Source organism: Klebsiella huaxiensis, from assembly GCF_003261575.2.
GTDB lineage: Bacteria > Pseudomonadota > Gammaproteobacteria > Enterobacterales > Enterobacteriaceae > Klebsiella > Klebsiella huaxiensis.
Window position 1 is genome coordinate 758,667 of sequence record NZ_CP036175.1, and the last position, 25,101, is coordinate 783,767.

General features: G+C 54.5%; 20 protein-coding genes. 7 read left to right on the top strand and 13 right to left on the bottom strand.

What is annotated here, in order from left to right:
* Window positions 1–13 precede the first annotated feature (13 nt).
* The gene (lsrR, locus tag DA718_RS03690; protein ID WP_112213642.1) at window positions 14–985 is read right to left on the bottom strand and encodes a transcriptional regulator LsrR; all 972 of its coding nucleotides are present in this window, start codon (window positions 983–985) and stop codon (window positions 14–16) included.
* 219 nt (window positions 986–1,204) lie between these two features.
* Here lsrR and lsrA point away from each other — a divergent pair, with 219 nt between their 5' ends.
* From lsrA to lsrG, 6 genes are read left to right on the top strand one after another with little or no spacing between them, the layout of a single operon-like run.
* Window positions 1,205–2,692 carry an autoinducer 2 ABC transporter ATP-binding protein LsrA gene (gene lsrA / locus DA718_RS03695; protein WP_112213643.1) on the top strand — a complete coding sequence of 496 codons (1,488 nt, stop codon included), beginning with the start codon at window positions 1,205–1,207 and terminating at the stop codon, window positions 2,690–2,692.
* On the top strand, window positions 2,689–3,723 hold the full coding sequence (gene lsrC, locus DA718_RS03700; RefSeq protein ID WP_112213644.1) for an autoinducer 2 ABC transporter permease LsrC: 1,035 nt from the start codon (window positions 2,689–2,691) through the stop codon (window positions 3,721–3,723). Before lsrA ends, lsrC begins: the two co-directional genes overlap by 4 nt.
* On the top strand, window positions 3,724–4,716 hold the full coding sequence (gene lsrD / locus DA718_RS03705; protein WP_112213645.1) for an autoinducer 2 ABC transporter permease LsrD: 993 nt from the start codon (window positions 3,724–3,726) through the stop codon (window positions 4,714–4,716).
* A 1-nt stretch (window position 4,717) separates the two neighbouring features.
* Complete coding sequence (gene lsrB, locus DA718_RS03710) at window positions 4,718–5,719, top strand: autoinducer 2 ABC transporter substrate-binding protein LsrB (RefSeq protein WP_112213646.1); 1,002 nt, start codon at window positions 4,718–4,720, stop codon at window positions 5,717–5,719.
* An 11-nt stretch (window positions 5,720–5,730) separates the two neighbouring features.
* The gene (gene lsrF / locus DA718_RS03715) at window positions 5,731–6,618 is read left to right on the top strand and encodes a 3-hydroxy-5-phosphonooxypentane-2,4-dione thiolase (protein WP_112213647.1); all 888 of its coding nucleotides are present in this window, start codon (window positions 5,731–5,733) and stop codon (window positions 6,616–6,618) included.
* Complete coding sequence (lsrG, locus tag DA718_RS03720) at window positions 6,615–6,911, top strand: (4S)-4-hydroxy-5-phosphonooxypentane-2,3-dione isomerase (protein ID WP_112213648.1); 297 nt, start codon at window positions 6,615–6,617, stop codon at window positions 6,909–6,911. The genes lsrF and lsrG overlap by 4 nt, the downstream gene beginning before the upstream one ends.
* Before the next feature lie 36 nt (window positions 6,912–6,947).
* Here lsrG and ygjK read toward each other — a convergent pair whose 3' ends face one another.
* The 7 genes from ygjK to ebgR all read right to left on the bottom strand — a co-directional run bounded on the left by ygjK (window position 6,948) and on the right by ebgR (window position 18,404).
* Window positions 6,948–9,299, bottom strand: coding sequence for an alpha-glucosidase (gene ygjK / locus DA718_RS03725; protein WP_112213649.1), 2,352 nt, complete (start codon window positions 9,297–9,299; stop codon window positions 6,948–6,950).
* Window positions 9,300–9,316: 17 nt separating this feature from the next.
* Window positions 9,317–10,375, bottom strand: coding sequence for a protein YgjJ (ygjJ, locus tag DA718_RS03730; RefSeq protein WP_112213650.1), 1,059 nt, complete (start codon window positions 10,373–10,375; stop codon window positions 9,317–9,319).
* Between the two features lie 47 nt (window positions 10,376–10,422).
* Window positions 10,423–11,856 (bottom strand): amino acid permease, encoded by a 1,434-nt coding sequence (locus DA718_RS03735; protein ID WP_112213651.1) that lies wholly within the window; start codon window positions 11,854–11,856, stop codon window positions 10,423–10,425.
* 224 nt (window positions 11,857–12,080) lie between these two features.
* Entirely contained in the window at window positions 12,081–13,514 is a 1,434-nt protein-coding gene (locus tag DA718_RS03740; protein ID WP_112213652.1) for an amino acid permease, read from the bottom strand.
* A 93-nt stretch (window positions 13,515–13,607) separates the two neighbouring features.
* Window positions 13,608–14,057 (bottom strand): beta-galactosidase subunit beta, encoded by a 450-nt coding sequence (locus tag DA718_RS03745; protein WP_112213653.1) that lies wholly within the window; start codon window positions 14,055–14,057, stop codon window positions 13,608–13,610.
* Window positions 14,054–17,146, bottom strand: coding sequence for a beta-galactosidase subunit alpha (ebgA, locus tag DA718_RS03750; protein WP_112213654.1), 3,093 nt, complete (start codon window positions 17,144–17,146; stop codon window positions 14,054–14,056). Before ebgA ends, DA718_RS03745 begins: the two co-directional genes overlap by 4 nt.
* 274 nt (window positions 17,147–17,420) lie before the next feature.
* Window positions 17,421–18,404: a transcriptional regulator EbgR gene (ebgR, locus tag DA718_RS03755; protein ID WP_112213655.1), complete on the bottom strand. Its 984-nt coding sequence runs from the start codon at window positions 18,402–18,404 to the stop codon at window positions 17,421–17,423.
* Between the two features lie 219 nt (window positions 18,405–18,623).
* On the opposite strand from ebgR, the gene DA718_RS03760 reads away from it, so the two are divergent.
* Window positions 18,624–18,956, top strand: coding sequence for a tRNA-binding protein (locus DA718_RS03760; protein ID WP_112213656.1), 333 nt, complete (start codon window positions 18,624–18,626; stop codon window positions 18,954–18,956).
* Window positions 18,957–19,033: 77 nt separating this feature from the next.
* On the opposite strand, the gene DA718_RS03765 is transcribed toward DA718_RS03760, so the two are convergent.
* From DA718_RS03765 to DA718_RS03785, 5 genes are all read right to left on the bottom strand, one after another.
* On the bottom strand, window positions 19,034–20,245 hold the full coding sequence (locus tag DA718_RS03765) for a fimbrial protein (RefSeq protein WP_112213657.1): 1,212 nt from the start codon (window positions 20,243–20,245) through the stop codon (window positions 19,034–19,036).
* 19 nt (window positions 20,246–20,264) lie between these two features.
* Complete coding sequence (locus tag DA718_RS03770; protein WP_112213658.1) at window positions 20,265–22,784, bottom strand: fimbria/pilus outer membrane usher protein; 2,520 nt, start codon at window positions 22,782–22,784, stop codon at window positions 20,265–20,267.
* Window positions 22,785–22,844: 60 nt separating this feature from the next.
* A complete protein-coding gene (locus DA718_RS03775; protein WP_112213659.1) occupies window positions 22,845–23,543 on the bottom strand; it encodes a fimbrial biogenesis chaperone in 699 nt (232 codons plus the stop codon).
* A 73-nt stretch (window positions 23,544–23,616) separates the two neighbouring features.
* Window positions 23,617–24,177, bottom strand: coding sequence for a fimbrial protein (locus DA718_RS03780; protein WP_112213660.1), 561 nt, complete (start codon window positions 24,175–24,177; stop codon window positions 23,617–23,619).
* 77 nt (window positions 24,178–24,254) lie between these two features.
* Window positions 24,255–24,653 (bottom strand): winged helix-turn-helix domain-containing protein, encoded by a 399-nt coding sequence (locus DA718_RS03785; protein WP_112213661.1) that lies wholly within the window; start codon window positions 24,651–24,653, stop codon window positions 24,255–24,257.
* Between the last annotated feature and the right edge of the window lie 448 nt (window positions 24,654–25,101).

Here is a 25,101-nt window from a genome sequence, read left to right on the forward strand (position 1 = left end):
CGGCGCAGGGCCATTATGAGGCCAGCGTGAGCACCGCGCGTGCTGTTGTCTCTTCCGTTACCAGGCCATTAATCCGCTTGCCGATCAGGGCCGCGTAAATCGCCTGCGCTTTTTCTGCGCCCCCGGCAACGCCGACGATAGTCGGCAGCTGCGCCAGTTCATCGAGGGTGACGCCGAGCAGTTCCCGATGGATCTCCAGCCCTTCGACCGGTTTGCCGTCGGCCTGCAGGAAATAACCTAAAATATCGCCCACTGCGCCTTTACGGGCGTACATCAGCTGTTCGCCTTCGCTGATATAGCCGGAACGCAGGATAGTCGCGTCGCGGCGCTGATCGATCGCGCCAATGCCGACTACCGCCACATCTGCCGCCGTGGCCGCGAGGATCACGTCGCGGACGCTGGATTCCCGGCGCAGGATCTCCGCCACATCGGCCGATGACACCCTGAGCGGCGCGGGGATCATGCTGATGCTACAGGCCGCATCCAGCTGGCCGATGCCGGTCATATAGGGGCCGACGCCGCCGGAAAGCGTCACCAGCCGTACCTGCTGCGAGCCGATAAATCCGCTCAGATGCTGCAGGCAGCTCATTGTTGCTTCGCCAAAGCCCACTGCCAGCAACTGCCCCGGCTCAAGCACGCCCATTAACGATTGTGCCGCGCCAATCCCCAGCCGGGTGTTCATCGGCGGGGTATTCAGCGCGGGCAGTACGCGGGCGATTTTCAGGCCGAAGCGCTGCTGGAGTTCGGTCTCCAGCGCCAGACAGCCTTCATAGCGCGAGTTAATTTGTACCCGGATCACCCCGGACTGGCGGCCTTTCTCCAGCAGGCGGGAGATCTTTAACCGCGGCAGTCCTAAACGCTCGCCGATGTCGTTCTGGGTTAAGCCATCGTGGTAGTAACACCAGGCCACCCGCGCCACCAGCTCTTCCTCGGCTAACGCCAGCCCGGCGTAGCGGCTCTCTTCCGTAATGCGTTTTTCGCTCATAAAGTGAACTCTTATAAAAATTTAGATCATATGTTCGTTATTGCGCGGTCGGAAAATGTGAGCCGACTGGCAAAACCGATCTTTCGTTGTTCTCTGGTTTTATCCAAACGATCTAAAGCATAAAACTGTGATCTTTGCACGGTTGTAAATATAGTTCACCGTCTACGCTTTTGAACATTATTAAATGAAAAAATCTTTTGTTCAAATCGGGGCGTGATAATGAAGCCACTGCTTGAAGCTCGCCAAATCTGCAAACAGTTCTCCGGCGTGACCGTGCTGAAGCATATTGATTTCGCGCTGCTTTCCGGCCAGGTACACGCGCTAATGGGCGGTAACGGGGCGGGGAAATCGACGCTGATGAAGATTATCGCCGGGGTGGAAACGCCCGACAGCGGTGAGCTGATCTTCGGCGGACGCACCTTTGCGCGCCTCAATCCTGCGCAGGCCCATCAGCAGGGCGTGTATCTGGTACCTCAGGAACCGATGCTCTTTCCCAACCTGACGGTGCGGGAAAATATTCTTTTTCGTCTGCCGAGGCGGGCTGATAACGAGGCTCGCTTGCAGGAAAAGCTCCAGCAGCTCAACTGCCAGCTTCAGCTTGATGCAGCGGCCAGCACCCTGGAAGTTGCCGATCAGCAGATGGTGGAGATCCTGCGCGGGCTGATGCGCGACGCGCAGATTCTGATCCTTGATGAACCGACCGCCTCATTAACGCCGGGGGAGACAGATCGCCTGTTTCGCCAGATCCGCGCTTTGCAGGATCTCGACGTCGGTGTCGTGTTTATCTCGCACAAACTCCCCGAGATCCGCCAGGTCGCCAGCCACGTATCGGTCATGCGCGACGGTGCGGTGGTGCTGAGCGGGGAAACCGCGCAATACGGCGACAACCAGCTGATCGGCGCGATGACGCCCGTTGGGCGCGACCATACGCTAAGCGATACGCAAAAGTTGTGGCTGGCGCTGCCGGGCAATCGCCGCACTCAGGCGCAGGATTTCCCGGTGCTGCGGGTCGAGGATCTGACCGGGGAAGGTTTTATCGATCTCAGCCTTGAGATCCATGCCGGAGAGATCGTCGGCCTCGCCGGGCTGGTCGGATCCGGGCGCACTGAATTTGCCGAAACGCTGTATGGTCTGCGCCCGGTACGCGCCGGGCGGGTATGGCTGGAAAACCGTGATATCAGCCGCGACAGCACCCGCAACCGGCTGGCCAGCGGGCTGGTTTATCTGCCGGAAGACCGTCAGGTCTCAGGGCTGTTTCTCGACGCGCCAGTGCGCTGGAACACGGTAATGTTTAACCAACCGTCGCTGTGGCAGCAGAACAAGCGCGAAGCGGCGGTGGTCGAGCGCTATCACCGGGCGCTGGGGATCAAAATGACCGATGGCGATCGCCCGGTGCGTACGCTCTCCGGCGGCAATCAACAGAAGGTGCTGCTGGCGCGCTGCCTGGAGGCTAACCCTCTGCTGCTGATCGTCGATGAGCCAACGCGCGGGGTGGACGTTTCCGCCCGCGCCGACATCTATCAACTGCTGAAAAGCGTGGCCGCCCAGAACGTGGCGGTGCTGATGATCTCCAGCGATCTTGATGAGTTTGTTGGTCTGGCGGATCGGGTGCTGGTGATGCATCAGGGCAGACAGAGCGGCGAGCTTTCGCAGCAGGCGGTCACCGTCGACCGGATGATGACCCTGGCCTTCGGAGGACAGCCATGAAAACGTTACTCAAGAATCGCGAACTGAGCGCTTTTCTCGCCATCGTGGTGCTGTTTGCCGGGCTGGTGGCGCTCAACCCGGCTTATTTCAGCTTGCAAACCCTGGCAATGATATTCGCCAGCTCGCAAATCCTCTGCCTGTTGGCGCTGGGGGCGACGCTGGTGATGCTGACCCGCAATATAGACGTCTCCGTTGGTTCCACCGTCGGCCTGAGCGCTATCGCGGTGGGCGTGGCGTTGAACAGTGGATATGGGCTGATGACGGCCATCGCCTTTGCGCTGGCGATCGGTGCGCTGGCCGGGGCGTTTAACGGCCTGCTGGTGGTGGGGCTGCGGATCCCGGCGATAGTCGCTACGCTCGGCACCCTCGGGCTTTATCGTGGGGTGATGCTGCTGTGGACCGGCGGCAAGTGGATTGAAGGCCTGCCGAACAGCCTGAAGGCGCTATCGGAACCGGCGTTTATCGGCATCTCGCCGCTGGGCTGGCTAGTGCTGGCGCTGCTGCTGGTGGGCGGCTGGGTACTTTCACGTACCGCCTTTGGGCGCGATTTTTACGCCGTCGGCGATAACCTTGCCGCCGCCCGCCAGCTCGGGGTGGCGGTAAACCGTACGCGGATGCTGGCTTTTACCCTTAACGGCATGCTGGCGGCCTGCGCCGGGATTGTTTTCGCCGCGCAGATTGGCTTTGTGCCGAATCAGACCGGCAGCGGCCTGGAGATGAAAGCTATCGCCGCCTGCGTGCTCGGCGGCATCTCGCTGCTTGGCGGCACTGGTACGTTGCTCGGCGCTTTCCTCGGCGCGTTCTTCCTCACCCAAATCGACACCGTGCTGGTGCTGTTCCGCCTCCCGGCGTGGTGGAACGACTTTATCGCTGGTCTGGTGCTGCTTGGCGTGCTGGTGCTTGACGGACGACTGCGCCAGGCGCTGGCTCGCCATCAGCGGGCGCTGAAGTACAGCCGCTTTCAGCCCGGCAATAAAGGGGGCAAGCGCGTGGCCCCCTTTCCCGAACGCAAAAACAAAGAGGTAGCGTAAATGAAGCTCAACTGGGAAAGCGCGCTGCTGGCGTTACTGGTGCTGGAGATCCTGCTGTTCGGCGCGCTGAATCCGCGCATGCTGGATCTCAATATGCTGCTGTTCAGCACCAGCGATTTTATCTGCATTGGTATCGTGGCCCTGCCGCTGACGCTGGTGATTATCAGCGGCGGGATTGATATTTCGCTCGGTTCGACTATTGGCCTGTGCGCTATCGCGCTGGGAGTGATGATGCAGGCGGGCTGGCCGATGAGCCTGGCTATTGCGCTGACGCTGCTGCTTGGCCTGCTGTGCGGGCTGTTGAACGCGGCGCTGATCCACTATACCGGCATCAGCCCGCTGGTGATTACCCTCGGCACCCTGTACCTCTACGGCGGCGGCGCGCTGCTGCTTTCGGGCATGGCAGGGGCGACCGGCTACGAAGGTATCGGCGGATTCCCGGATAGCTTTACCGCCTTCGCCAACCTGACGCTGTTCGGCCTGCCGATCCCGCTGGTGCTGTTCGCCGTGATTACTTTTTTCTTCTGGCTGCTGGCCCATCGCGGGCGCTTTGGCCGCCATCTGTTTCTGCTCGGACAAAACCCGCGCGCCGCGCGCTATGCGGCGTTGTCCGTAAACGGCATGCCGTACGTGCTGTATGGCCTGGTCGGCGTGGCCTCGGCGATTGCCGCGCTGGTAATGGTTTCCTACTTCGGTTCGGCGCGCTCGGATTTAGGCCGCGACCTGCTGATGCCCGCGCTAACCGCCGCGGTGCTCGGCGGGGCCAATATCTACGGCGGTTCCGGCTCCATCATCGGTACGGCACTGGCGGCGCTGCTGGTGGGTTATTTACAACAAGGTTTGCAAATGGTCGGCATCCCCAACCAGGTGTCGAGCGCGCTGTCAGGGGCGCTGTTGGTTGTGGTGGTGATGGGGCGCTCGCTGAGCCTGCACCGTGAATGGGTGCGGATGACCTGGCGGCGTCTTTTCTCGCGTAAAACAATCGGAGCATAAAATGAAATTAAAACTGATGGTGCTGGCAGTGGCATTAAGCGTGGCAACCGCTCAGGCGGCAGACCGCATCGCCTTTATTCCCAAACTGGTTGGCGTCGGCTTCTTTACCAGCGGCGGTAACGGCGCGAAAGAGGCGGGCAAAGCGCTTGGCGTGGACGTCACCTACGACGGCCCGACCGAACCGAGCGTCTCCGGCCAGGTGCAGCTGATCAACAACTTCGTCAACCAGGGCTATAACGCGATCATCGTCTCTGCCGTATCGCCGGACGGCCTGTGCCCGGCGCTGAAGCGGGCGATGCAGCGCGGGGTCAAGGTCCTGACCTGGGACTCCGACACTAAACCGGAGTGCCGCAGCATCTACATCAACCAGGGGACACCGCAGCAGCTCGGCGGCCTGCTGGTGGAGATGGCGGAAAAACAGGTGACGAAACCCACCGCCAAAGTGGCGTTTTTCTACTCCAGCCCAACGGTCACCGACCAGAACCAGTGGGTAAAAGAGGCGAAAGCCAAAATCGAAAAAGAGCATCCGCAGTGGGAAGTGGTGACCACCCAGTTTGGCTATAACGATGCCACGAAATCACTGCAAACCGCCGAGGGGATCTTAAAAGCGTATCCGGATCTCGACGCCATTATCGCCCCGGACGCCAACGCGCTCCCGGCGGCGGCGCAGGCGGCGGAGAACCTCAAGCGCCAGGGCGTGGCAATCGTCGGTTTTAGTACCCCGAACGTGATGCGCCCCTACGTCGAACGCGGCACGGTAAAAGCTTTTGGCCTGTGGGACGTGGTGCAGCAGGGCAAGATCGCCGTTAACGTCGCCGATCGTCTGCTGAAGAAGGGCGATCTTAACGTTGGCGACAGCGTCGATGTGAAAGATCTCGGCACTCTGAAAGTCGAGCCAAACAGCGTGCAGGGCTACCAGTATGAAGCGAAAGGTAACGGTATCGTGCTGCTGCCGGAGCGGGTGGTGTTCACCAAAGAGAATATCAATAACTACGATTTCTGATGGAGGATGAGATGGCTGATTTAGACGATATCAAAGAGGGAAAAAACTTCGGCTTAGACCGTCCGCAGCAGAACACGCTCTATACGCTAAAGGGCTGTGGTTCACTGGAGTGGGGGATGCAGTCGCGGCTGGCGCGTATCTTTAATCCGCAGAGCAACCGCACGGTAATGCTGGCGTTCGATCACGGCTATTTTCAGGGGCCGACCACCGGGCTGGAGCGTATTGACCTCTCTATCGCGCCGCTGTTTGAAGAAACTGACGTGCTGATGTGTACCCGCGGCGTGCTGCGCAGTCAGGTGCCTGCGGCGACGAATAAGCCGGTGGTGCTGCGCGCCTCAGGCGGTAACTCGATCCTCAGCGAGCTTTCCAACGAATGCGTGGCGGTGGCGATGGAGGACGCGCTGCGCCTGAACGTCTGCGCGGTGGCGGCGCAGGTCTATATCGGCAGCGAGCACGAGCATCAGTCGATTAACAACATCATCAAGCTAGTGGATGCCGGGAACCGCTACGGGATGCCGGTGCTGGCGGTGACCGGCGTGGGTAAAGAGATGACTCGCGACGCCCGATACTTCTCGCTGGCCAGCCGTATTGCCGCTGAGATGGGCGCGCAGTTCGTGAAGACCTATTTTGTTGAGGACGGTTTTGAAAAAGTCACCGCCAGCTGTCCGGTGCCCATTGTGATCGCCGGGGGCAAAAAGCTGCCGGAGCTGGAAGCGCTGGAGATGTGCTGGCGGGCGATAGACCAGGGCGCATCCGGTGTGGATATGGGGCGCAATATCTTCCAGTCCAGCGCGCCGCGCGCGATGCTGAAGGCGGTGAAAAAAGTGGTGCATGAGAACCTGAGCGCTCGCGAGGCGTATCAGTTCTGGCAGGAGGAAAAACAGGGAGAGCTGAAATGAACGTGACGCTGGTGGAAATTAATATTAAACCGGAGCGGGTCGATGAGTTCCTTGAGGTGTTTCGCGCCAACCACGAAGGAGCATTGCTGGAGCCGGGAAATCTGCGCTTTGACGTATTGCAGGACCCGGAGGTGAAGACGCGCTTTTTTATCTATGAAGCCTATAAGGACGATGAGGCGGTGCTGGCGCACAAGAAGACCCCGCACTATCTGGCCTGCGTAGAGAAGCTGGAGGCGCTGATGTCGCAGCCGCGGCAGAAACGCAGCTTTATCGGCCTGCTGCCGCAGGTATAAAGCGAGCCCTCACCCCGCCGGGGTGAGGGAACATCGCTACGGCTGACGGAAAAACTCGTTATACAACATATATAAATGCGCAGCACTCCAGGAGAAGTTCGGTGCTCCCTGCTGCGCGCCGGTCAGCGGATTGTAGTTCTCCTGAATCGGGCCGTCGGAGGTTAACCCTTTGGCGTGCCTGAAGAAAGCGTCCGCCAGCTTCAGCGCCTCTTCGCGATGGCCATAGCGTTCCATCCCTTTCAGGCCGAACCAGAACTGATCCACCCACACGCGACCGCGCCAGTAAATATCCGCGCCAAACGCCGGATTGGTTAATGCGGCGGTGCCCAGCGGTACAAAGGTGTTGAACTCTTTATTATCCAACATCACCGAAATCACCTCGTCGGCATGCGCCTGAGTCGCCGCGCCGTTAAACAGCGGCGACCAGCCCTCCGGGCCTTTGCCGCGCTCGACGATCGGCTTACCGGCGCAGCCGTTCGCCAGCGGCTGCTCCTCAATACGGATGTCGTAATAGAATTTTGTCTGCGGGTCGAACATGCAGGTGTTGATGTAGTCGGCGAGCTTTTTCGCCAGCGCCTGATAGCGTTTTGCCTCTTCTGGCTTGCCGAGAAGGGTCGCCATCTCTGCCAGATAGTGGTTATCGCTGTACATATAGCTGGCCTGATCGACCGACTCCTGCAACAGCGAATAGCCGAGCAGGTTGCCGCTCTGATCCCGGTTTTCGGCAAATTTCACCGTCCAGTCGCTGCGCTGGCCGCCGTTGGCGATGTATCTATCCAACTGCTCTTTATCGATAAAGCCGAACACCGCCGCGTCATCGCGCCCGGACTCCCAGGAGGCAGCCACCTGCGCGGGGATCTCCAGGCTGTCGTAATCGCCCTTCGCCGTCACTTGCTCGTAGGTTTTGAGGCCAGAGAGCACCTCTTCTTTATCGCCCTTTTTCACGGTAAACAGCATCTCGCCGCTGGCAGTATTGTGCGCTTTGTCGCGGGTCGCACCGTACTCCGGCACGCCGTTGCCGTTGTGGTCGCGGTTGCGCAGCCACCAGCCATGATAGGCCACCAGTTTTGGATACATCTCCTCCAGCCAGGCTTTATCTTTGGTGACGTTATAGACCTCCATCACTGACCAGGCGGCCAGGCTCGGCTTGGTATTGCGTTCGTTCCAGTTGCTGCCGTCGCCGCCGCGCTCCGGGCTCAGGTTCCAGGCGATCAGATCCGGAACGAACCCGGCATCCTGCGGGCGCACCTTGTCATTGGCGGCGATCTGCCAGGAGAAGACGGCGCGAATATTCTCTTTGGCGATCTCCGGGTTGAAGTGGGCCATGGCGTAGGCCTGTTTCCAGGTATCCCACGGCCAGGTCTGGTTACCGGAGAACCAGCGTCCGGTCACCGACGGCGTGACGGTATTGTGCTGCACCGCACCGCCGGGTGCGCGCCAGTTGCCGTTCAGGGTTTCGATGGCTTTCACCGCCACCCGGGTTTGTTCTGCGGTGGCATCAGGGTTGGTCAGCCCTTTTTGCAGATAGCCGTTCCAGCGCTGTTCGGAGGCGCTCAGGTAGTGGGCTGGGCGCGCCAGAATATCGCGGATTTGCGCCTTTTCAAGACGCACCTGTTCGGCGGTCAGCAAGTGCGAGTAGGTGGTGTAGATTGTTGTGGAGCCATTTATCTGTGCGCTGCTGGTGAAACGATGTCCATCTACTTGGGTTGCCGTCGGCAGGGAGCGATGCACCTGATACTGCGATTCGCCGGAGGTCATTAAATCGGAGGCGGAACGGACCTTGCCAAAGCTCACCGTCAGACCATCGTGAGTAGTGCTCAGGCGGCGCTGATAATCCGGAAAGGCTTCATCAATGGTTTTACCCGCCAGCGGTTTACCCTCTTTCGCGGCCAGTTTCTCCAGCAGTTCGCCGTCCCAGACCAGTTTGAGCGGCGTGTTACTGGTAATTTTGGTCTCCAGCAACGAGGTGTGCGCGCTGGCGAAGCGCAGCGTCATTTCAACCTGTACGCCGGGGGCCGAGAGCTTCTGTACCAGCGCACCGGGCAGGCTCCAGGCCTGCATCGTGAAGGCGACCTTTTTGCCGTTCTGGTACACCGTCAGGCGATCGAAATTAGTCGCCATAAAGTTGATGTACTCCTCGGTCAGTAGCGCGGGTCCAGGAAAGCCGCCCATAGTGGCAGGGCCGTCCGGCAGCAGGTGTCCATGCCATGCGCCAAGATCGAAAAACGGGTTGAAGCGCTGGTGGTCATCGTAATCAAAATCCTGCATGGACTGCGGCGCACCGCTACGGTCGATGACGTTTTTAAACTCATCAGCGGTCAGCGCATGGGCGGAAAAACTGAGCAGCAGCGCGCAGGCCAGCGGAGTGAGAGTGGTGATTATTTTCATGGTATATCTGTCCCTTGTTACCAATAGAAATATTGCATCAGGAAAACCTGGTCGCTCGGATCGCCAGAGGCGTTTTTCATGTAGAACCGGCTGTCTGCGGCGGTAGCAAAACGCCCGCCGCCGTATTCGTACCAAATCCCGAACTGCATAAATGAGGTGGTTTCCTCGGCGGCGTTATCCGGGCGATGTTTGGCGTAGCTGTACGCGGTGGAGAGATAAACACCCTTGAGCGCCTCATACATGGCGCTGGCCATAAAGCCGGTTTCGGTCCCTGGGACGTTCCGCCCTTTGGCGCGACCGGTGTGGTGCCAGGCGCGGGCGGCGAGATTGGGCGAGAGAATACCGGTTAAAAACAGTTGTCCGGTGCCGTCGGTCACTTCCAGACCGTTCATCCAGGTGACATCTTTGGCGATATCGTACTGAATGTAGCCGTTGACCATCGCCGGATAGGTATATTTATCGTCGTAGCGGTCGTATTTGCCGAAATGCAGCCAGGCTTTGCTTTCATCGTGATGCCCGGCGGGCGTGGCGGTCACGCTATAGCGAAAGTCGCCCGCCAGGTTTTGCACCTTAAGTGCGTACATAATGTCGCGCGTGTTGGGGATCACGTAGCCGAGGTCGGGGGTGAAATCGCCCCACCATTGCAGGTCATCGAGCGATGAGTCCTGGCGCAGGCTGAGCATGATCTCGGTACTGTTATCGGTTTTATATCCACCATAGAAGCGGTTAATACCGCCTTCAAATCCGCCCCAGCTGTGGTCCGGTACCCAGGCGTTACCCTGGTTATCGGCCTGCACCGTCCAGCCTTCGCCATAAATTAAGCCGAACCAGTTGCCGTGCTTTATTTCCAGGCCGCCTTCAATATAGGTGCCATCGCTATATTTGTGTTTATCATCGCCTTCTAAATCCATATATCCGCCGACGCCCAGCTCGCCGTAAAATCGATATGACGTGGTGCTGATTTCTGGCGTCTTCATATCATCATGTTCTGCCGGATGAGCAACGTCAGCAGCCATTGTCGGGGCGCAAAAAGCCAGGGCGGCAAGCGCCCCGTAAAAGTGGTTATTATTTTTCATAGAGTGATTAAGAGGTAGTGAGTTTTAATTTTTAAGAAAAAGTCTTATTAAGAAGCATCAGAGGCCGGTGCCGCTTCAATTCTTTTTTCTTCCTGAGTTAATCCCTTCACGTATTTACTGTATTTCCACCATGCAAATCCGAGGAAGATAACGATCCCGCCGACGTTATAGAAAATAATCGTCAGAATATTGCCGCCGGTTGGGAACGTTGAGGCAACGAAGCCGATGGCGAAAATAACAATCAACATGGAAACCACCACGATGCCGGTCGTGCGCGAGCCCATCTTGAAATCGCGTGGCAAATGGTCGAGCTTGCGGCGCAGGTTGAGATACGCCAGCATAATAAACAGCGGTGGCAGCATCGAGGCGGCGGCGGTCATGTTGATGATAGTGTTCATTAAATCCTGCACCGTATTGGAGCCCATCATCGGGATAATCATCAGCGGAATAACAATCAGGAACTGAATCCACGCTGCGCGCGCCGGTACGCCATTCTGATTGAGCTCGACGGTCTTTTTGCCAAATATCCCGGCCGGGATTTCGGAGAAAAAGATTTTTACCGGCGTCGCGGTCCACATTAATAATGAACCGAACATCGCGGTGAAGGAGACCAGGCCGACAAAACGGTTAACCAGCAGTTCCGGTAGGCCAAAATATACCGCCATGCCATGGAATACCTGTACCGAGCCGCCGGTGAATTTCAGTTCTTTGCTGCTGATAAACACGTTAATCAGCACCGAGGAAATCGAGTACAGCACGCCAATCACTATTCCCGCCATAATGATGACTTTAACGAATGACTTTGATCCGCCTTTGACGTCGTTAACATACACCGCGACGGATTCCGCGCCGCCAGCCGCCATAAAAATCCAGGTGGTGATGCCAAGAAACGCCCAGTTGAAGTTAGGGATCATCGCGTCCACGGTAATGGGATCCGCAGGTTGAATACCACCCACCAGCGCGCTGCCTGAGAGCAGAATGTAGGAGAGCGTCAACAGCAGCATCAACGATGACGTGACCGAGGTAATCGGCCCTAGCATTTTTGCGCCGTTGGTGGAAACCCAGGTGGATAAAGCGAACAGCGCCATGCTCAGCACCGTGGTGGCGACAGGAGTCAGAATGTATTCGTAGCCGAGAAAAGCGTAAGAGGCGTAAGCAATCACGCGCGGCAGCAGCGAGGTGAAAAAGAACAGGTTCACAAACCAATAGGTGTAGGCGGTAATAAACGCCCAGCGCCCGCCCAGCGAGCTTTTGACCCAGGCGTAAACGCCCGCCTCGGAGTTTTTATTCAGCGAAACGAATTCAGCAATAATCAGGCAGAAAGGAATGAAATAAAACAGGGTGGCGAGGAAAAACATCGGTGCCGATGCCAGCCCCAGCTCAATATTGTTATTGATAACGTTGTTAAAACTGAAGACGGCGGCGAAGGTCAGCGACAACAGACCGAACTTGCCGATGGTATTACGTTTGGTATCAGACATAACACATCTCCACACATTATCCCTCAGAGAGTGGCCGAAGGGGATTGTGTTGTTTGTAGGGTAGAGGCAGTTAAGTATTACGGTTGATTTTAGTAAAAGTTTTAGTAAATAAAAGCGGTAAAACTGAATTGCTTTAACTCGATCACGAAAATGGTTGGCGGGACGTCATCTCAAAAGGTAAAAAATCCCGCCTGCTTATATGGTGCAGGCGGGAAGTCTGGTGCCTATTTCGCTGGATTTACTGCGCCTTTCAGCTCCGTCTGTTGGCTTTTCTGCTGTTTTTTCTCAAAGCGGGTTATCCACCACCACGCGAGACCGGAGAAGACTGCGGTCATAAAGACATTAATGAAGAAGGCGTTCACCAGGTCGACGCCCGGCGGGAAGGCGGAGGCGGTCATGCTGACCAGGAAAATCACCATCAGCATCGACACCACGCCCATCCCGACCTTTCTTGACCCCATGCGGAAGTCGCGCGGCGTGTCATCGTGTTTCCAGCGGAACACAAAGTAGGCAGCCATGATGAACAGCGGCGGCAGCATGGCGGTGCCTGCGGTCAGGTTGATGGCGGTATTCATCATCTGCTGGACGCTGGCGGAGCCGAAGCCATTGACGATAAGCATCAGAAAGACAAAGACAAACTGCCACCAGGCGGCGCGTACCGGCACGCCGTGAGCGTTCAGCTCGGTAGTTTTTTTGCCATAGATGCCCGCAGGAATTTCAGAGAAGTGAATTTTTACCGGAGCGGCGGTCCACATCATCATGCTGCCGAAGATGGCGATAAACAGAATGATGCCAACGAAGCGGCCCATCAGCGCTTCAGAAATATGGAAGTAAGCGCCAAGGCCGGTGAAGATTTCCACCATCCCCGCCGCGTAGGTCAGATCTTCGCGCGCCACAAAGACGTTTACCAGCAGTGAGCCCAGCGCATACATGCCGCCAATCAGCACTCCGGCGGTGATGATCACTTTAATAAACGATTTTTGCCCGCCTTTGGTGTCGTTCAGGTAGGCGGCAACGGTTTCAGCACCGCCCGCGGCCTGGAAAATCCAGCACATGATGCCCAGCGTTGCCCAGTTAATGGTTGGGGCCATGGCGTGCAGCGTAATCGGCTGCGCTGGCACGTGACCCGAACCCAGTGCAGTAAAGGCGCCGACGACGTAAATCGCAAACAACGCGAAGACGCCATATGCCACGCATTCGGAAATTTTCCCCAGCCAGGTTGCGCCTTTGGTGGAGATATGGGTGGCCATGGCGAACAGGACGATAGAGATCAGTGAAGTGACCATCGGCGAGAAGGGAATGGCGTAACCCATAATCGCGTACGACGCGTAGGCCACCACGTTCGGCAGCAGCGACAGGAAAAAGAACAGGTTCACAAACCAGTACAGGAACGAACCCAGATAGGCCGCGCGGGTGCCTAAAGGTTGCTTCAGCCAGGCGTACATACCTGACTCGGAGTTTTTATTCGCTGAGACGAACTCGGCGATGATAAACACAAACGGGATAAAGTAAACCACCGTGGCGAACAAGAAGATAGGGGCGGAACTTAGTCCTAACTCTATGTTGTTATTAACGATATTTCGCACGTTAAACACGGCGGTAAACGCCATCGACAGCAAGGCGAATTTACCTATTTTGGCACGTATTGATTCGGACATAAGTCCTCCGAAAATTTGGCTGGCCCGGATTTGGGGCTGGAACCGGGACGGCCAGCGGGCGCACCCGCGGGCCTCTTGTTGCTTAACGCAGGCTTACTTATTCAGGAAGTAGCCATCTTCAATCGTTACTCTGAGCACCACTTTTTTGACCGGTGAATCGCAGATAAAACGGTAAGCTTCGTCGGTATCGCAAATCACCATTTGTCCTTCATGAACCTGAACGGTTTCACCAAGGCCTTTCAGATATTCGCGGTCGGTTTCATCACGATAGCAGGCGACGGTCTGAAGCTTATCTTTGGCGGCAAACTCAATTTTTTGCTGGCCTTGCAGGTAGTAATGCACCTCGAAATAACGGCGATTACCGACAAACAGCGCATCGGTGGTGCTATTGCTTTCCACGCGATAGGAGAGCGAATCGCCGATCGAGTGAGCGACGCCGGGCCGAATATTGTCGATGTTATCGATGGCTTCCACGCAGCGCTGCCATTTACGTCCGCTGTGATAAACCTGCTTAAACTGTTCTAAATTATCGAGAATTCTCATTTTTCAGCCTCGCTGTGTGAATCGGAGGAAAAGAAACCGGCGTCAAAGCTATGATTCGCCAGCCTCTGCGAGGAAGCGCATCCGCCTTCCAGCGGCAGCAACGTGAAGCCATAGTTGAACGGTTTGAGCCAGACGCGCCAGCTATCCAGTACCTCGCTGCCCCAGGAGTTAGAGCCCAGTCCGAGCAGTTGGGCGTCGATATTCAGGGTGATGTCATCGCTGCGGCGCAGTTCGTTGCAGTGCTGCGCAGCATGCAAATTCTCAGCCGTATAGTGCCAGGCGCTGACGTTGAGCGGGTTACGCGGCACCACCATCAGGCCGCTGCCGTGGCGGTCGGTAAAAGAGGCCCAGCGCACATGCTGGCGGTTGCCATTGTTCTGCGGGAACGGATAGTTCACGAACATGTCGTCGACGGTGGTGCGCCAGACGTCAATGATGTTGCTTTGCTGGCTGTCGGCGTAGTTTTCGCCCGGCCCGCGCCCATAATAATTGACCTGCTCAAACTGACCGTTAATGCCGAGCATAAAGCCGATGCACGGTACGATATGCGGGTAATCACCGTAGCGTTCGCCTTCAAGCTCAACGTTGATATGGCCCTGCGGAGTGACCTGCCAGCGATAGGTACAGCGCATGCCGAAATCGAAAACCGGCGGGGCGATGATGCTGCGGGTGGTAATAATCACCGTTTCACCGCGCTGCTCGGCGCTGAATTCACGCAGATGCTCCTGCATAATTTGCAGATGATTTGGCTGCCACAGCCCTTCGTATTCCTGCTTATGGTTATCAATCATCGGCTTGAAGAAGTTAATCTTCGGCTCGCGGGTCACCTGGTCGATGCCGTTCACCTGCCACTCGCTGAGCTTGCCGCTGACTTTCGAGAACACCACGCGGAAGTTGTGCCCGGTGATGCTGTAGCTCAAGCGTTCATCGGCAATGTGCAGCGGGGTGGCGCTGGCGTTAATCAGCGGTGTTTTTGCTGCGGTCTGCTCTTTAAGCTGGAACTGGTAGACGGCGATTGGGTGGTTGGCTTCGCTGTACGGCGTACGGGAATCTTTGGTCACCATGATGTTGACGAAGGTTTCGCGATCGTCGAGTGCCGGCAGGTCGATTTTGATATCGCGACTGCTGTTTGCTGCAAGCCCCGGAACCTTAAGCTGTTGGGTTGCCAGCGTTGACCCTTCGGCACGCACTTCAATGCGCAGGGTGTAGTCATCCAGCGTGGAGAACCAGAGCTTATTATCGACGCGCAGCTCGCCCCGGGTGATGTCGGTCGCCTGGACTTTTACCGGTGCGATAACCTGTTTGTACTCTCTGAGCCCTGGCCCTGGGGTCTGATCGGAGAAAATCAGCCCGTCGAGACAGAAGTTGTAGTTATTAGGATAGTCGCCGTAGTCGCCGCCGAATTTGTACCACACCGCGCCGTTGTCATCGGTGGCCTGGATACCGTGATCGCACCACTCCCACACGTAGTGACCCTGAATGCTGTCGTGCTGATAGAACACGTTCTGATATTCGCTCAGTCCGCCGGGGCCGTTGCCCATTGCATGGGCGTATTCGCAGATAATGCGTGGTTTTTCATGTGGATGCTCGCCAAATTCGTTCATCAGCGGCACGCGGGTATACATGGTGGAGATGATATCCACCACTTCGGCGTCGCGATCCTCTTCGTAGTGCACCAGACGCGTATCATCCAGCGCTTTGGTGGCGTGGTACATCGCGCGGATGTTGCAGCCATAGCCGGACTCGTTGCCCAGCGACCAGATGATGATGGACGGATGGTTTTTCTGCGCGTGAACGTGGCGCACGATACGCTCGACGTAAACGTGCTCCCATGCCGGGTCGTCGGTGATGGCGCTCAGGTTGCCGACGTTGGCGAAGCCGTGGGATTCGACATCGGTTTCCGCCATCACGAACAGGCCGTAAATGTCGCACATCTCATAGAAGCGCGGGTCGTTCGGGTAGTGGGCGGTACGCACCGAGTTAATATTGTGCTGCTTCATCAGCAGCAGATCTTTCTCCACGCGGTCCATTCCTACCGCACGGCCTTTCAGATGGTCGTTATCGTGGCGGTTAACACCGTGCAGCATCACGTAGCGGTTGTTGATATAGAACAGACCATTACGCACTTTGATATCGCGAAAACCAACGCGCTGCGGGATAACTTCGATAATGTCCCCGGCGGCGTTTTTCAGCGTCATCACCAGGTGATAGAGGTACGGGGTTTCTGCTGACCACTGCTGCGGCGCTTTCACATCGATAGCAAAATCAACGTTCAGCTGTTGGTTGACGGTCAGGCGCTGGGTTGCGCCTTCATACAGTGCTTTTTCACCGTCGAACAGCGCATATTCCAGCGTGAGTTCACCCGCCTGGGCGGTGAGGTTTTCCAGTACCAGCTGGCAGGAGAGGGTGGCGTCAATATAGTCGTCGTTAAAGTCGGTACGCAGAGTGAAATCCTGCACATGCAGCGGATTTTTCCCTACAAGGTACAGGTCACGGAAAATACCCGCTGACCACCACATATCCTGGTCTTCGATATAGGTGGAGTCGGCCCACTGCATAACGCGCACGCACAGCAGGTTGTCGCCGGTTGTCACCGCGTGACTGATATCGAACTCTGCCGTCAGGCGGCTGCCTTTACTAAAACCAATGTACTGACCGTTAACGTAGACTTCGAAATAGGTTTCGACGCCATCAAATTTAATAATGGTCTGCTGATCCTGCCAGCCGTCGCTAAGGGTAAAGATGCGCTGATAGGCACCGGTCGGGTTATCGGTCGGAACGTACGGTACGTCAATCGGGAAGGGAAAACCTTCATCGGTATATTGCAGCTGGCCGTGGCCTTCCATCTGCCACATTCCCGGCACGGTAATCGGCCCCCAGTCGCTGAGGTATTGCGAGGTGAACGCTTCCGGTACCAGCAGCGGGTTGGTGAAGAAGCGGAAGTTCCATTGTCCGCTGAGGGACAAAAAGCGGCTGCTGGCTTCACGGGCGAAGGTACGCGCCTGGGCCTGCGAATCGTAAGAGAAGAAATAGGCCCGCGGCGGCAGCCTGTTTTCATGAGTGAGTTGAAGATTTTCCCAGCGATTCATATCGCCTCCCTGAACGGACTAAATGGATATGGTTTATTTTAGTAAAACTTTTACTAAATAAAACCACCGAAGGCGATTTACTTTAACTCGATCACAAAATGAGCGTTACCGGGTGCCTGGGGTTGGCGTCGGGAAGGGGACATTCCCGGAGGCGATGCTGCGCATCTGTCCGGGCTACCGTTTTGCAGAAGGCGGTGAACCCGTCGCCCGGGCAAGGCGCATGAAGCGCCGCCCCCGGGGGCCGGGCACAGAGGATTTAGCGTCAGAAACGGGATTAACGAGTGGTGCCGCGTAGCTTAAGTACGCTGGGAACGAATACGTTTAGCGGTAGCGCACGACCGTCGCGGGCTTTTTCAACCAACAGGTTAACGCCCTGGCTACCCATCATTTCCGAGTGAATGCGCACCGTGGAGAGCGGTGGAAAGGTAAAGCGCGCGGTGGGAATATCGTTAACGCTGATAAGCGAAATATCTTGCGGAATAGACAGTCCACGCTCATGAATAGCGCGTAATACGCCGATGGCGATGGAGTCCGAGGCGACGAACAGCGCAGCGGGGAAATCCGCTTTCGCCAGCATCATTTTCGCCAGTTCATAGCCGGAGGAGCTGGAAAAGCCGCCGCGCCAGATATCATCTTCCGATACTACGCCCTTCAGGCGACCGTACTCTACAAATGCCACTTCACGGATATCAGCCTTGCCGGGCTCATCCTGACCGCCAATAAACCCAATGCGCGACGCGCCCTGAGCGATAAAAAAGTCGATCACCTCTTTGGCAATACGCACCAGATCGATGTCCACGGCATCATAGCTGCTGCCAGGCTCATGGAAATCGATAAAGCAGATATTGTCGGTTAACGCGGTAGCGGCGTCACGAATTGCGCGCGAAGGCTGGCCGACAATCAATACGCCGGTCACTTTTTTTAGCTCGGGCAGGGCGTTATTGAAGTAGCAGTTAGTTAACTCAATACCAAGCTTTTCGCATTGCGTTTCAATACCATGGCGAATTGCCAGATAGTAAGGATCGTTAATTTCCAGATCCTGCTGATAGCTGTAGATCGCCAGGATATGGTGGTGCCCCACGGTATGAGTCTGAGTCTTACGCGAACTGGTACTTTTATATTCCAGCTTCTCCGCAATCTCCAGGATGCGGTGCTTGGTCTCTTCTTTTACGTTCAGGGTGGGGTCGTCGTTTAATACCCGTGAAACCGTCGCCAGCGAGACGCCCGCTTCGGTCGCGATATCTTTTAGTGTAGCCATTCTTTCCCTTATCTGACGTTGCCCCATCGACGCAAACCATTGTAAAGCAAGCGCGGGCTCCTGCATCTCTTTTCAGTAAATTTCCGCCGTATTATTCATCATCAGCACAGCGTTTTCTCTGATGTAAACCGTGATAGATCTAACACTCTTGTCAATATTATGCAGAATCGTTGACGATATTTGTTATCTTTTACTAAAATTTTACTTGAGAGGTAAAAGATGGAAACGGTGGTTTATGATGATTTTGCCAAACTGGAAATGCGCACCGGCAAGATAGTGGCAGTCCAACGTCATGCGAATGCCGACAAGCTGTACATTGCCCAGATTGATGTCGGTGAGAGCACGTTGCAGACGGTGACCAGCCTGGTGCCGTACTACAGCGAAGAAGAGCTGCTGGGGAAAACCGTGGTGGTGCTGTGTAATCTGGCGAAAGCGAAAATGCGTGGGGAAACATCGGAGTGCATGCTGCTCTGCGCGGAAACTGATGATGGCAGCGAAAGCGTGTTGCTCACACCTGAGAGGCTGATGCCCGCTGGCGTGCGGGTGGTATAACAATCTTCTGGGATTGCCCGGTGGCGCCTCGCTTGCGTGGGCCGACAAAAGAATGCGCCACCGGACATCGGGGTATGCTACTGATAGTTAATGGTAAATTCGACGGCCGTATCGGCTTTGCCTGCCCGCAGAATGCTTTGTGTATTGCGGGCATAGCGCGCCCGGAGCGGTATTGCATAGCTGGCAATGGTTTGCTGTAAGGCCAGTTTTGCATCGGTCCGCGTGTTTGCTTTCGCATTGGTTAACACATTCACGGCATCGCGATTTTGAATCTCCAGGCACATCCCTTTCGCCATATCGGCATCGTTGGTGAGCGTCGCGCACTCGCCGCCTGCCGCCAGCGTTTGATAGCCGCTAACCGGGTTAAGTAAAAAACTGATGCTGTTGGCCGTGTCCGGCCCCGCTGTCGTATAGTCTGAATCGCTATTCCAGCGGATCCCCGCCGTTGCCGAGGTATCTGGTGAATTGCGATTATAGCGCCCATACATCGGCGGGCAGTTTAGCAGGTTGATATTAAAATCGACCCACTCAGTGGTTGTGGAGTCCTGAAGCGAATGAACCCCCATGGGCACCGTCACATCTGGGGTCTGGCAGGTCCCGGCGACGACATTCACCGATCCATTAATATGCCAGCGGTAGCCATAATCTTTGGTCATATCGGTGGTATTTGTGGCTTGGGTGTAGCGGATGATAGCCGGGTAATTGATTGGCACACTCCAGACGCCAGGAGAAATATTACCCATTTTGATCAGCAGTAATTCAAATCCTTGACCTTTGTAATACACGCCATAACCACCTCCTTCTGGATTAAGGGTACCCTTGCTCGAAGAGGATGAGATCGGCAGGGCAGATAGCGAGGTTGAGCTATTAGATAGGGTTACACCGAGAGCCATCCCGATACCGGATACTCCCGTGCTGTAAACGGTTACCCCTTGATAATTTCCGACAATAGCAGGTCGCGCACCCTCAGTCTCCAGAAATTGAGTGAGTTTTATATATTCACCGCCACTTTCAGTCGATGCGCAAGCAGCAATGCCAAGAGCCTGCAAGTCGGTATTAGAAATATACTGTCTGAAAATCACGGAACCGTTCGGAAGATCCCGCAGAGCTGAGACCGTCACGTTATTACTGAGTATCGGTACATTCTGATCGATATAATTGGCACGCCCGGAATAATTTCGTGAGCAGGTAATGGTAGCTGATGCCGTCAGCGGAAATAAGACTAATGAAGCCAGCGCTAATGTTTTCCAGCACCCGGTAAGTTTTGCAATGTTGTATTTAATTGACATAATTATTCTTCCCTGAAAATTAGCGACACTCGGTGTTAATATTGACAATCTCCGATGCTTTCGATGCCGGAAGCGAGTAATTAATAATGCAGGAATCCTTTTTATCTGATCCCCAGCGCACGCGTAGCTGGCCAGAAATATGCGCCAGGCGGGCAAAAATACGCTGCCCCTGGCCTACCACGCCGACCACCTTCTGTTCCGCGTCCAGAACATCGGCGCCAAACGGAATCGCCGGGTTTCTGGGCAAATTAATCATCACTGCCTGTCCCCGTACGGTATCGAAGCGCAGTTTGACCACTGCACCGCTATAAGGCGCAATTTTTTGGCTGGTATTCTCCAGCTCAACGTTTTCGGGAATACCTTTTGGGTCGATATCAATCTGATTGATCTGATAAGCGTTCAGATAAGGAACAATCGCGTAGCCAAAACGGTCGACGGCGACGCCGGGATAACCGCTAACCTTGGCTCCATGAGCACCTTTAGCTTCGACCAGCGCCATGGTATCAGCGGTGTAAGGTGTCAACGTCACGCCGCCGCTATGCGCAATCGCGCCGCCGCTCATGCCAAAAGAGTAGTTGCTGTAATGTTTACCGGTCCCTGCCTGCGCCTGAAGCATCGCCTGCGAACTGCGCAGCGACGTATTTATCGTGCCGCTGGTGGAGCCCCCTCTGTTACTGTTCGACGCTGACATACCGTAGCTCCACGAACTGTCTTCCAGTGCCGAACCGCTCAACGACAGTTGTTCACTCACGGTACCGCCCGGATCGTGGTTCAGGTTCATCGACATCTGGCTAAATGGCGTTGTATTGCCGAGCGGAATACTTAGCGTCAGTTGGTAGTGATTTTCATAATCACCATCGCTATTGCGGTTACGGTTGATGCTCAGGCCGTAGCTCACTCGTCCCAAGCTGTTGTTATAACCAAACTGGTACTGGCGATCGGTTCCCTGATTGCTGTCCCAGTAATTCTGCTGCCAGACGTTGAGGTAAAAATTTCCCCATCCTTCCGGCAGATTCTGGCTGGCGCTGATGCTGAGGCGGCTTTTGGGACGATGAATATCCCAGGTATCATCGCCATACTTCTGTGCGTCGCGGATCTGCATTGCGGCCATAAAGTCGAGATATTCTTTGGTCGAATAACGATACGCCGCAACGTTAAAATTACTGCCCGTCGACATGACAAACTGGCTATATTTTAGCTGATAGCTTTGCCCGGACATGCGCTTACCGTAGTCCTGCAGGGGCTTATCCAACTGAGTTTGCGCCTGGGTGGCATCCAGAGAAAATGTTCCTATGGGCGTCCCCAGTGCGAGTCCCAAAATGCCCGCCTGATAGTCATCATTACCCTGAAGACCAGCATAGCCGGTAAAAAAGTTGTTCAGGCCGCGACGCCATGTCAATTCGCCAAGCACCGGCTCGCTTTCAACCTGATCTTTGCGCAGCTTGCCCAGCGTGAGGCTATAGTGGTTCGTGCCCGAACGCAGCAAATTACTGGTCGCTGCATAGGGAATTATCTGTTGTTGCTCGGAGCCATCAGCTTCTTTTATCACCAGTTGCAGGTCACCGCCGTAGCCGGTGGGATAAAGATCGTTAATTTCAAACGGACCGGGTGAAACGGTGGTTTCGTACAGCAGTCGCCCCTGCTGGAAAATTTGCACTTTTGCTGACGTACGGGCAGTACCACGAACAATAGGTGCGTAGCCGCGCTGGGAATCGGGCAACATCTGCTCCTCATTCGCCAGCTGAATGCCGCGAAACGCGAGAGTATCAAACAGCTCGCCTCGGGTATTGCGGTCACCTAGCGATAAGCGTCCTTTTATCGCCGGAATATCGCGTTGAACGTAGGAGTTCAATGCCTGGTAGTGGCTACCCACGTCATCCTGCCAGCTCCAGTTGCCATTATGGCGAAAGTACCAGCTCCCCAGGTTAAAACCCGCCGTTATCCCTGAATAGGCGCTGTCATTAGAGGTGCTCCGGTTTTGCTGGTGGTAATAGCTGGCGTTGTAGGTCAGTAGCCCGGCCATCACGCCTTTCTCCCATAATGCCGGATTTACGTATCCGCGAGGATTATGAACCAAATAGAGTGCGGGGATCTCTAAATCCAGCATTTGGTTGCCGGTGTCAAATTTGGTTTTTACCTGAGGAATAACCTCTGTGACCGCAAGGCAAGCGTCATCACGACTATCAGACAGGAGAGATTGTACATCGTCGCTAAGCTTCTCAATATTGAGCGGTAGCGTATGCCACGCTTCGGTTGCCAGGCAAATGGCACCTGTTTTGGCAGGCGGCGTGCTGTCGCTGAGCGTAATATCCTGGAACCCCTGATACTGGTTATTAATTCGCAGCTCCACGCGATATTTTCCTGGTACGGCCTGATCGCGCTCATAGTGAGTCAAATCGATTTTTTTCTGGCTGCCTTGGCTCATAAAATTGCTATTAAACTGCACTTCATCGGCGTCCTGCGCGATGGAAAATGGACTAAAGCCAAGCGTAATCGCCACTGCCAACGGCGTCGGTTTAAAATAACAGGTACGAATCATTAATAACCCCGTTCTATTCCATGACTGTTTACAGGCCGGTGCCAACAATAAAGACCGAATTCATTTATTTTTATTTGGATCGACAGGGCGCAGGGCTCCGTAGTCGTTGATAATCATGGGATACCAGCGGGTAGAAACGCGGTCCAGCGTCCAGGTGCGCGTTTCGCCGGGGGTTAACATGCCGCCTGCGCCAAGGTTTTTCTCCCCCTTTTCATCTTCTGAAAAGTAGGCAACCGTTACGTGGTATGGCGTGGCATTATTTGCCGTCACCTTGTTGCCCTGACGCTTCCAGACAACGTTTTCTGGCGCTTCACTCGCATTTTTAATTAAATTCTGTGGACGATAAAAAAGCTTCAGGCGAGAACGAAAGGCCATTGAAAGCAGATTCTTTTCTGCTAACTCACCTTTGACCGTGGGGGGAATTTCCAGAACGTTAAGATAAAAAACAGACTCTTTATCCTGCGGTAATGTTTCGCCTGTAAAACGAATCCGCAACGTTTGCCCTTTCCCGGCATTAACACGGTTGATCGGCGGAGTTAGTAAAAAGGGGGCTGTGGCCGTATCCGGGGTTGAAGCAGGATCGCCATTATCCACCCAGGACTGAATTAATACCGGTGAGCTACCCTTATTTTCCATTTTTACCGTCACTTCACGTTCGGTTGCCGGGTATATGACACGCGTTCCGGTAATAACGACCGAGGCGCAGGCAGGAAAGACTGTGGTCATGGCGAGTAGCATGGCAATAATGTTTTTTTTCATTATGGGATCCTTCCTGTTAACCGATGGAATTTCTTCCATCGGTGGTTTCATATGTCATCCAATGACGATGAATTTATTGATAGTTAATGCTGAAATTGACGTTACTGGTGACAACACCCGGCGTCGTTGTGCCCAGCGCGTAATACTGAACGGCATAAGGTAGCATTGTGGTGCCGGTACTTGCCCCGGCGGTATTCGGAATAACCACCTGAGTGTTGCTTGAGGTTTGTGAGCTACGGCCGATCTCAATGGTGTTATTGCTCTGAATATCAATCAGCTGTAGCTGTACGTTACCCGCGCCGCCGGTAGTCGTGTTCACCAGATTGTTGGTGGTGGTGTCAACGGTTGAACCATTTTCAAAGTAAGCTGCTGCCGTAGAAGTGGATACCAGACCGGTACAGCCAGAAAGCTCAATATTAAACTGGGTGCGTCCAGCGATATCACCGGTAGCGGCTAAAAGCTGAGTTGAGAGTGTCGGTAAAACGACCGTTGCCGGAGAAGATGAGCCGTCAATCGTAATCTGGCAGGTGGCATCAGTTAACTTTCCCTGGAAATTGATTGTTCCATCCGATGCCTGAGCTGCGGATGCGATCAGTACAGAAGCAATAGCGGTAGATAATAATACACGTTTCATATAAAACTCCATGTTAAAAAACTCTTTTAAAAGAGGTGGTGAGGAAATGGTATATAAGTATTAGAAGTAATGCTGAGTTATATTTTCTGTCTTAATACTTCAATATTCGGTAATTTATAAAGCGTTTTTATATTGCTAGAGGTTATCCGGTAACCTTTCCCGGATACTCTTTCAATAAAATCATGCTTTACGCCAACAAGCATCAGGGTGTACTTGAGCCTGGATATCACCTGAATAAGCCGGGATTGCGAAGAACGTAACCCTTTATTATCCCAGACCTGGTGCAGAATATCACTTTCCAGAATAACGTTCTGCTGACGGTTAATCAGCAAGAAGTATAATAAATTCGACATGGTATCCCGTAGGATCAAGGGATTTGACAGCGGCGGTGTCTCTGTAATATTGACAACTTTCAGCGGGTGGCTGAAACATAATACAGCGTCGTCAATTAAAAATCCGAAAATCGTGAGCGACATCCATGTCTCCGGTCTATCTATTAGATTAGTAGTAGTTTGTATGAATTTATATATCCATCATTCTGTCAGTTACATCGATGATACTTTCCTGGAACTTAAGTTATTTATGATGAATTAGTCTTTGTGAATTAAATTATTTCTGAAATAGATTCTAATGTCGGTTCATATTTGATGGCAAGAATTGCCTTTGATAGGTTTTTTATTGTGTTAATTTGCTTATTAGTGGAGTAAAAAACCATTCAATGTGGTTTTGCATGTTCTTTATTCCATTATGGGCCTCTTTAATATTGAAAAAGGTTAATAAAGCATCAGATAATGAAAAAAGAATTAAAGGCTGTATTTATAGTGTTGCTTGGTTTAATAAACTACTTGATTGATTGTTGTTCATCAAATTCATGTGGTTAAGAGTATTTAAAGTATGTCCGAACATTCCTGATTTTATTGAGAT

Excerpts from the sequence above, each read along its gene's own strand:
- lsrG (WP_112213648.1), top strand. The coding sequence starts at position 6,615 with ATGAACGTGACGCTGGTGGAAATTAATATTAAACCGGAGCGGGTCGAT.
- DA718_RS03740 (WP_112213652.1), bottom strand. The coding sequence starts at position 13,514 with ATGTCCGAATCAATACGTGCCAAAATAGGTAAATTCGCCTTGCTGTCG.
- DA718_RS03745 (WP_112213653.1), bottom strand. The coding sequence starts at position 14,057 with ATGAGAATTCTCGATAATTTAGAACAGTTTAAGCAGGTTTATCACAGC.
- lsrC (WP_112213644.1), top strand. The coding sequence starts at position 2,689 with ATGAAAACGTTACTCAAGAATCGCGAACTGAGCGCTTTTCTCGCCATC.
- ebgA (WP_112213654.1), bottom strand. The coding sequence starts at position 17,146 with ATGAATCGCTGGGAAAATCTTCAACTCACTCATGAAAACAGGCTGCCG.
- DA718_RS03760 (WP_112213656.1), top strand. The coding sequence starts at position 18,624 with ATGGAAACGGTGGTTTATGATGATTTTGCCAAACTGGAAATGCGCACC.
- lsrA (WP_112213643.1), top strand. The coding sequence starts at position 1,205 with ATGAAGCCACTGCTTGAAGCTCGCCAAATCTGCAAACAGTTCTCCGGC.
- DA718_RS03780 (WP_112213660.1), bottom strand. The coding sequence starts at position 24,177 with ATGAAACGTGTATTATTATCTACCGCTATTGCTTCTGTACTGATCGCA.
- DA718_RS03785 (WP_112213661.1), bottom strand. The coding sequence starts at position 24,653 with ATGTCGCTCACGATTTTCGGATTTTTAATTGACGACGCTGTATTATGT.
- ygjJ (WP_112213650.1), bottom strand. The coding sequence starts at position 10,375 with ATGAAAAATAATAACCACTTTTACGGGGCGCTTGCCGCCCTGGCTTTT.
- ebgR (WP_112213655.1), bottom strand. The coding sequence starts at position 18,404 with ATGGCTACACTAAAAGATATCGCGACCGAAGCGGGCGTCTCGCTGGCG.
- lsrR (WP_112213642.1), bottom strand. The coding sequence starts at position 985 with ATGAGCGAAAAACGCATTACGGAAGAGAGCCGCTACGCCGGGCTGGCG.
- DA718_RS03765 (WP_112213657.1), bottom strand. The coding sequence starts at position 20,245 with ATGTCAATTAAATACAACATTGCAAAACTTACCGGGTGCTGGAAAACA.
- DA718_RS03770 (WP_112213658.1), bottom strand. The coding sequence starts at position 22,784 with ATGATTCGTACCTGTTATTTTAAACCGACGCCGTTGGCAGTGGCGATT.
- DA718_RS03775 (WP_112213659.1), bottom strand. The coding sequence starts at position 23,543 with ATGAAAAAAAACATTATTGCCATGCTACTCGCCATGACCACAGTCTTT.
- lsrF (WP_112213647.1), top strand. The coding sequence starts at position 5,731 with ATGGCTGATTTAGACGATATCAAAGAGGGAAAAAACTTCGGCTTAGAC.
- lsrB (WP_112213646.1), top strand. The coding sequence starts at position 4,718 with ATGAAATTAAAACTGATGGTGCTGGCAGTGGCATTAAGCGTGGCAACC.
- DA718_RS03735 (WP_112213651.1), bottom strand. The coding sequence starts at position 11,856 with ATGTCTGATACCAAACGTAATACCATCGGCAAGTTCGGTCTGTTGTCG.
- lsrD (WP_112213645.1), top strand. The coding sequence starts at position 3,724 with ATGAAGCTCAACTGGGAAAGCGCGCTGCTGGCGTTACTGGTGCTGGAG.
- ygjK (WP_112213649.1), bottom strand. The coding sequence starts at position 9,299 with ATGAAAATAATCACCACTCTCACTCCGCTGGCCTGCGCGCTGCTGCTC.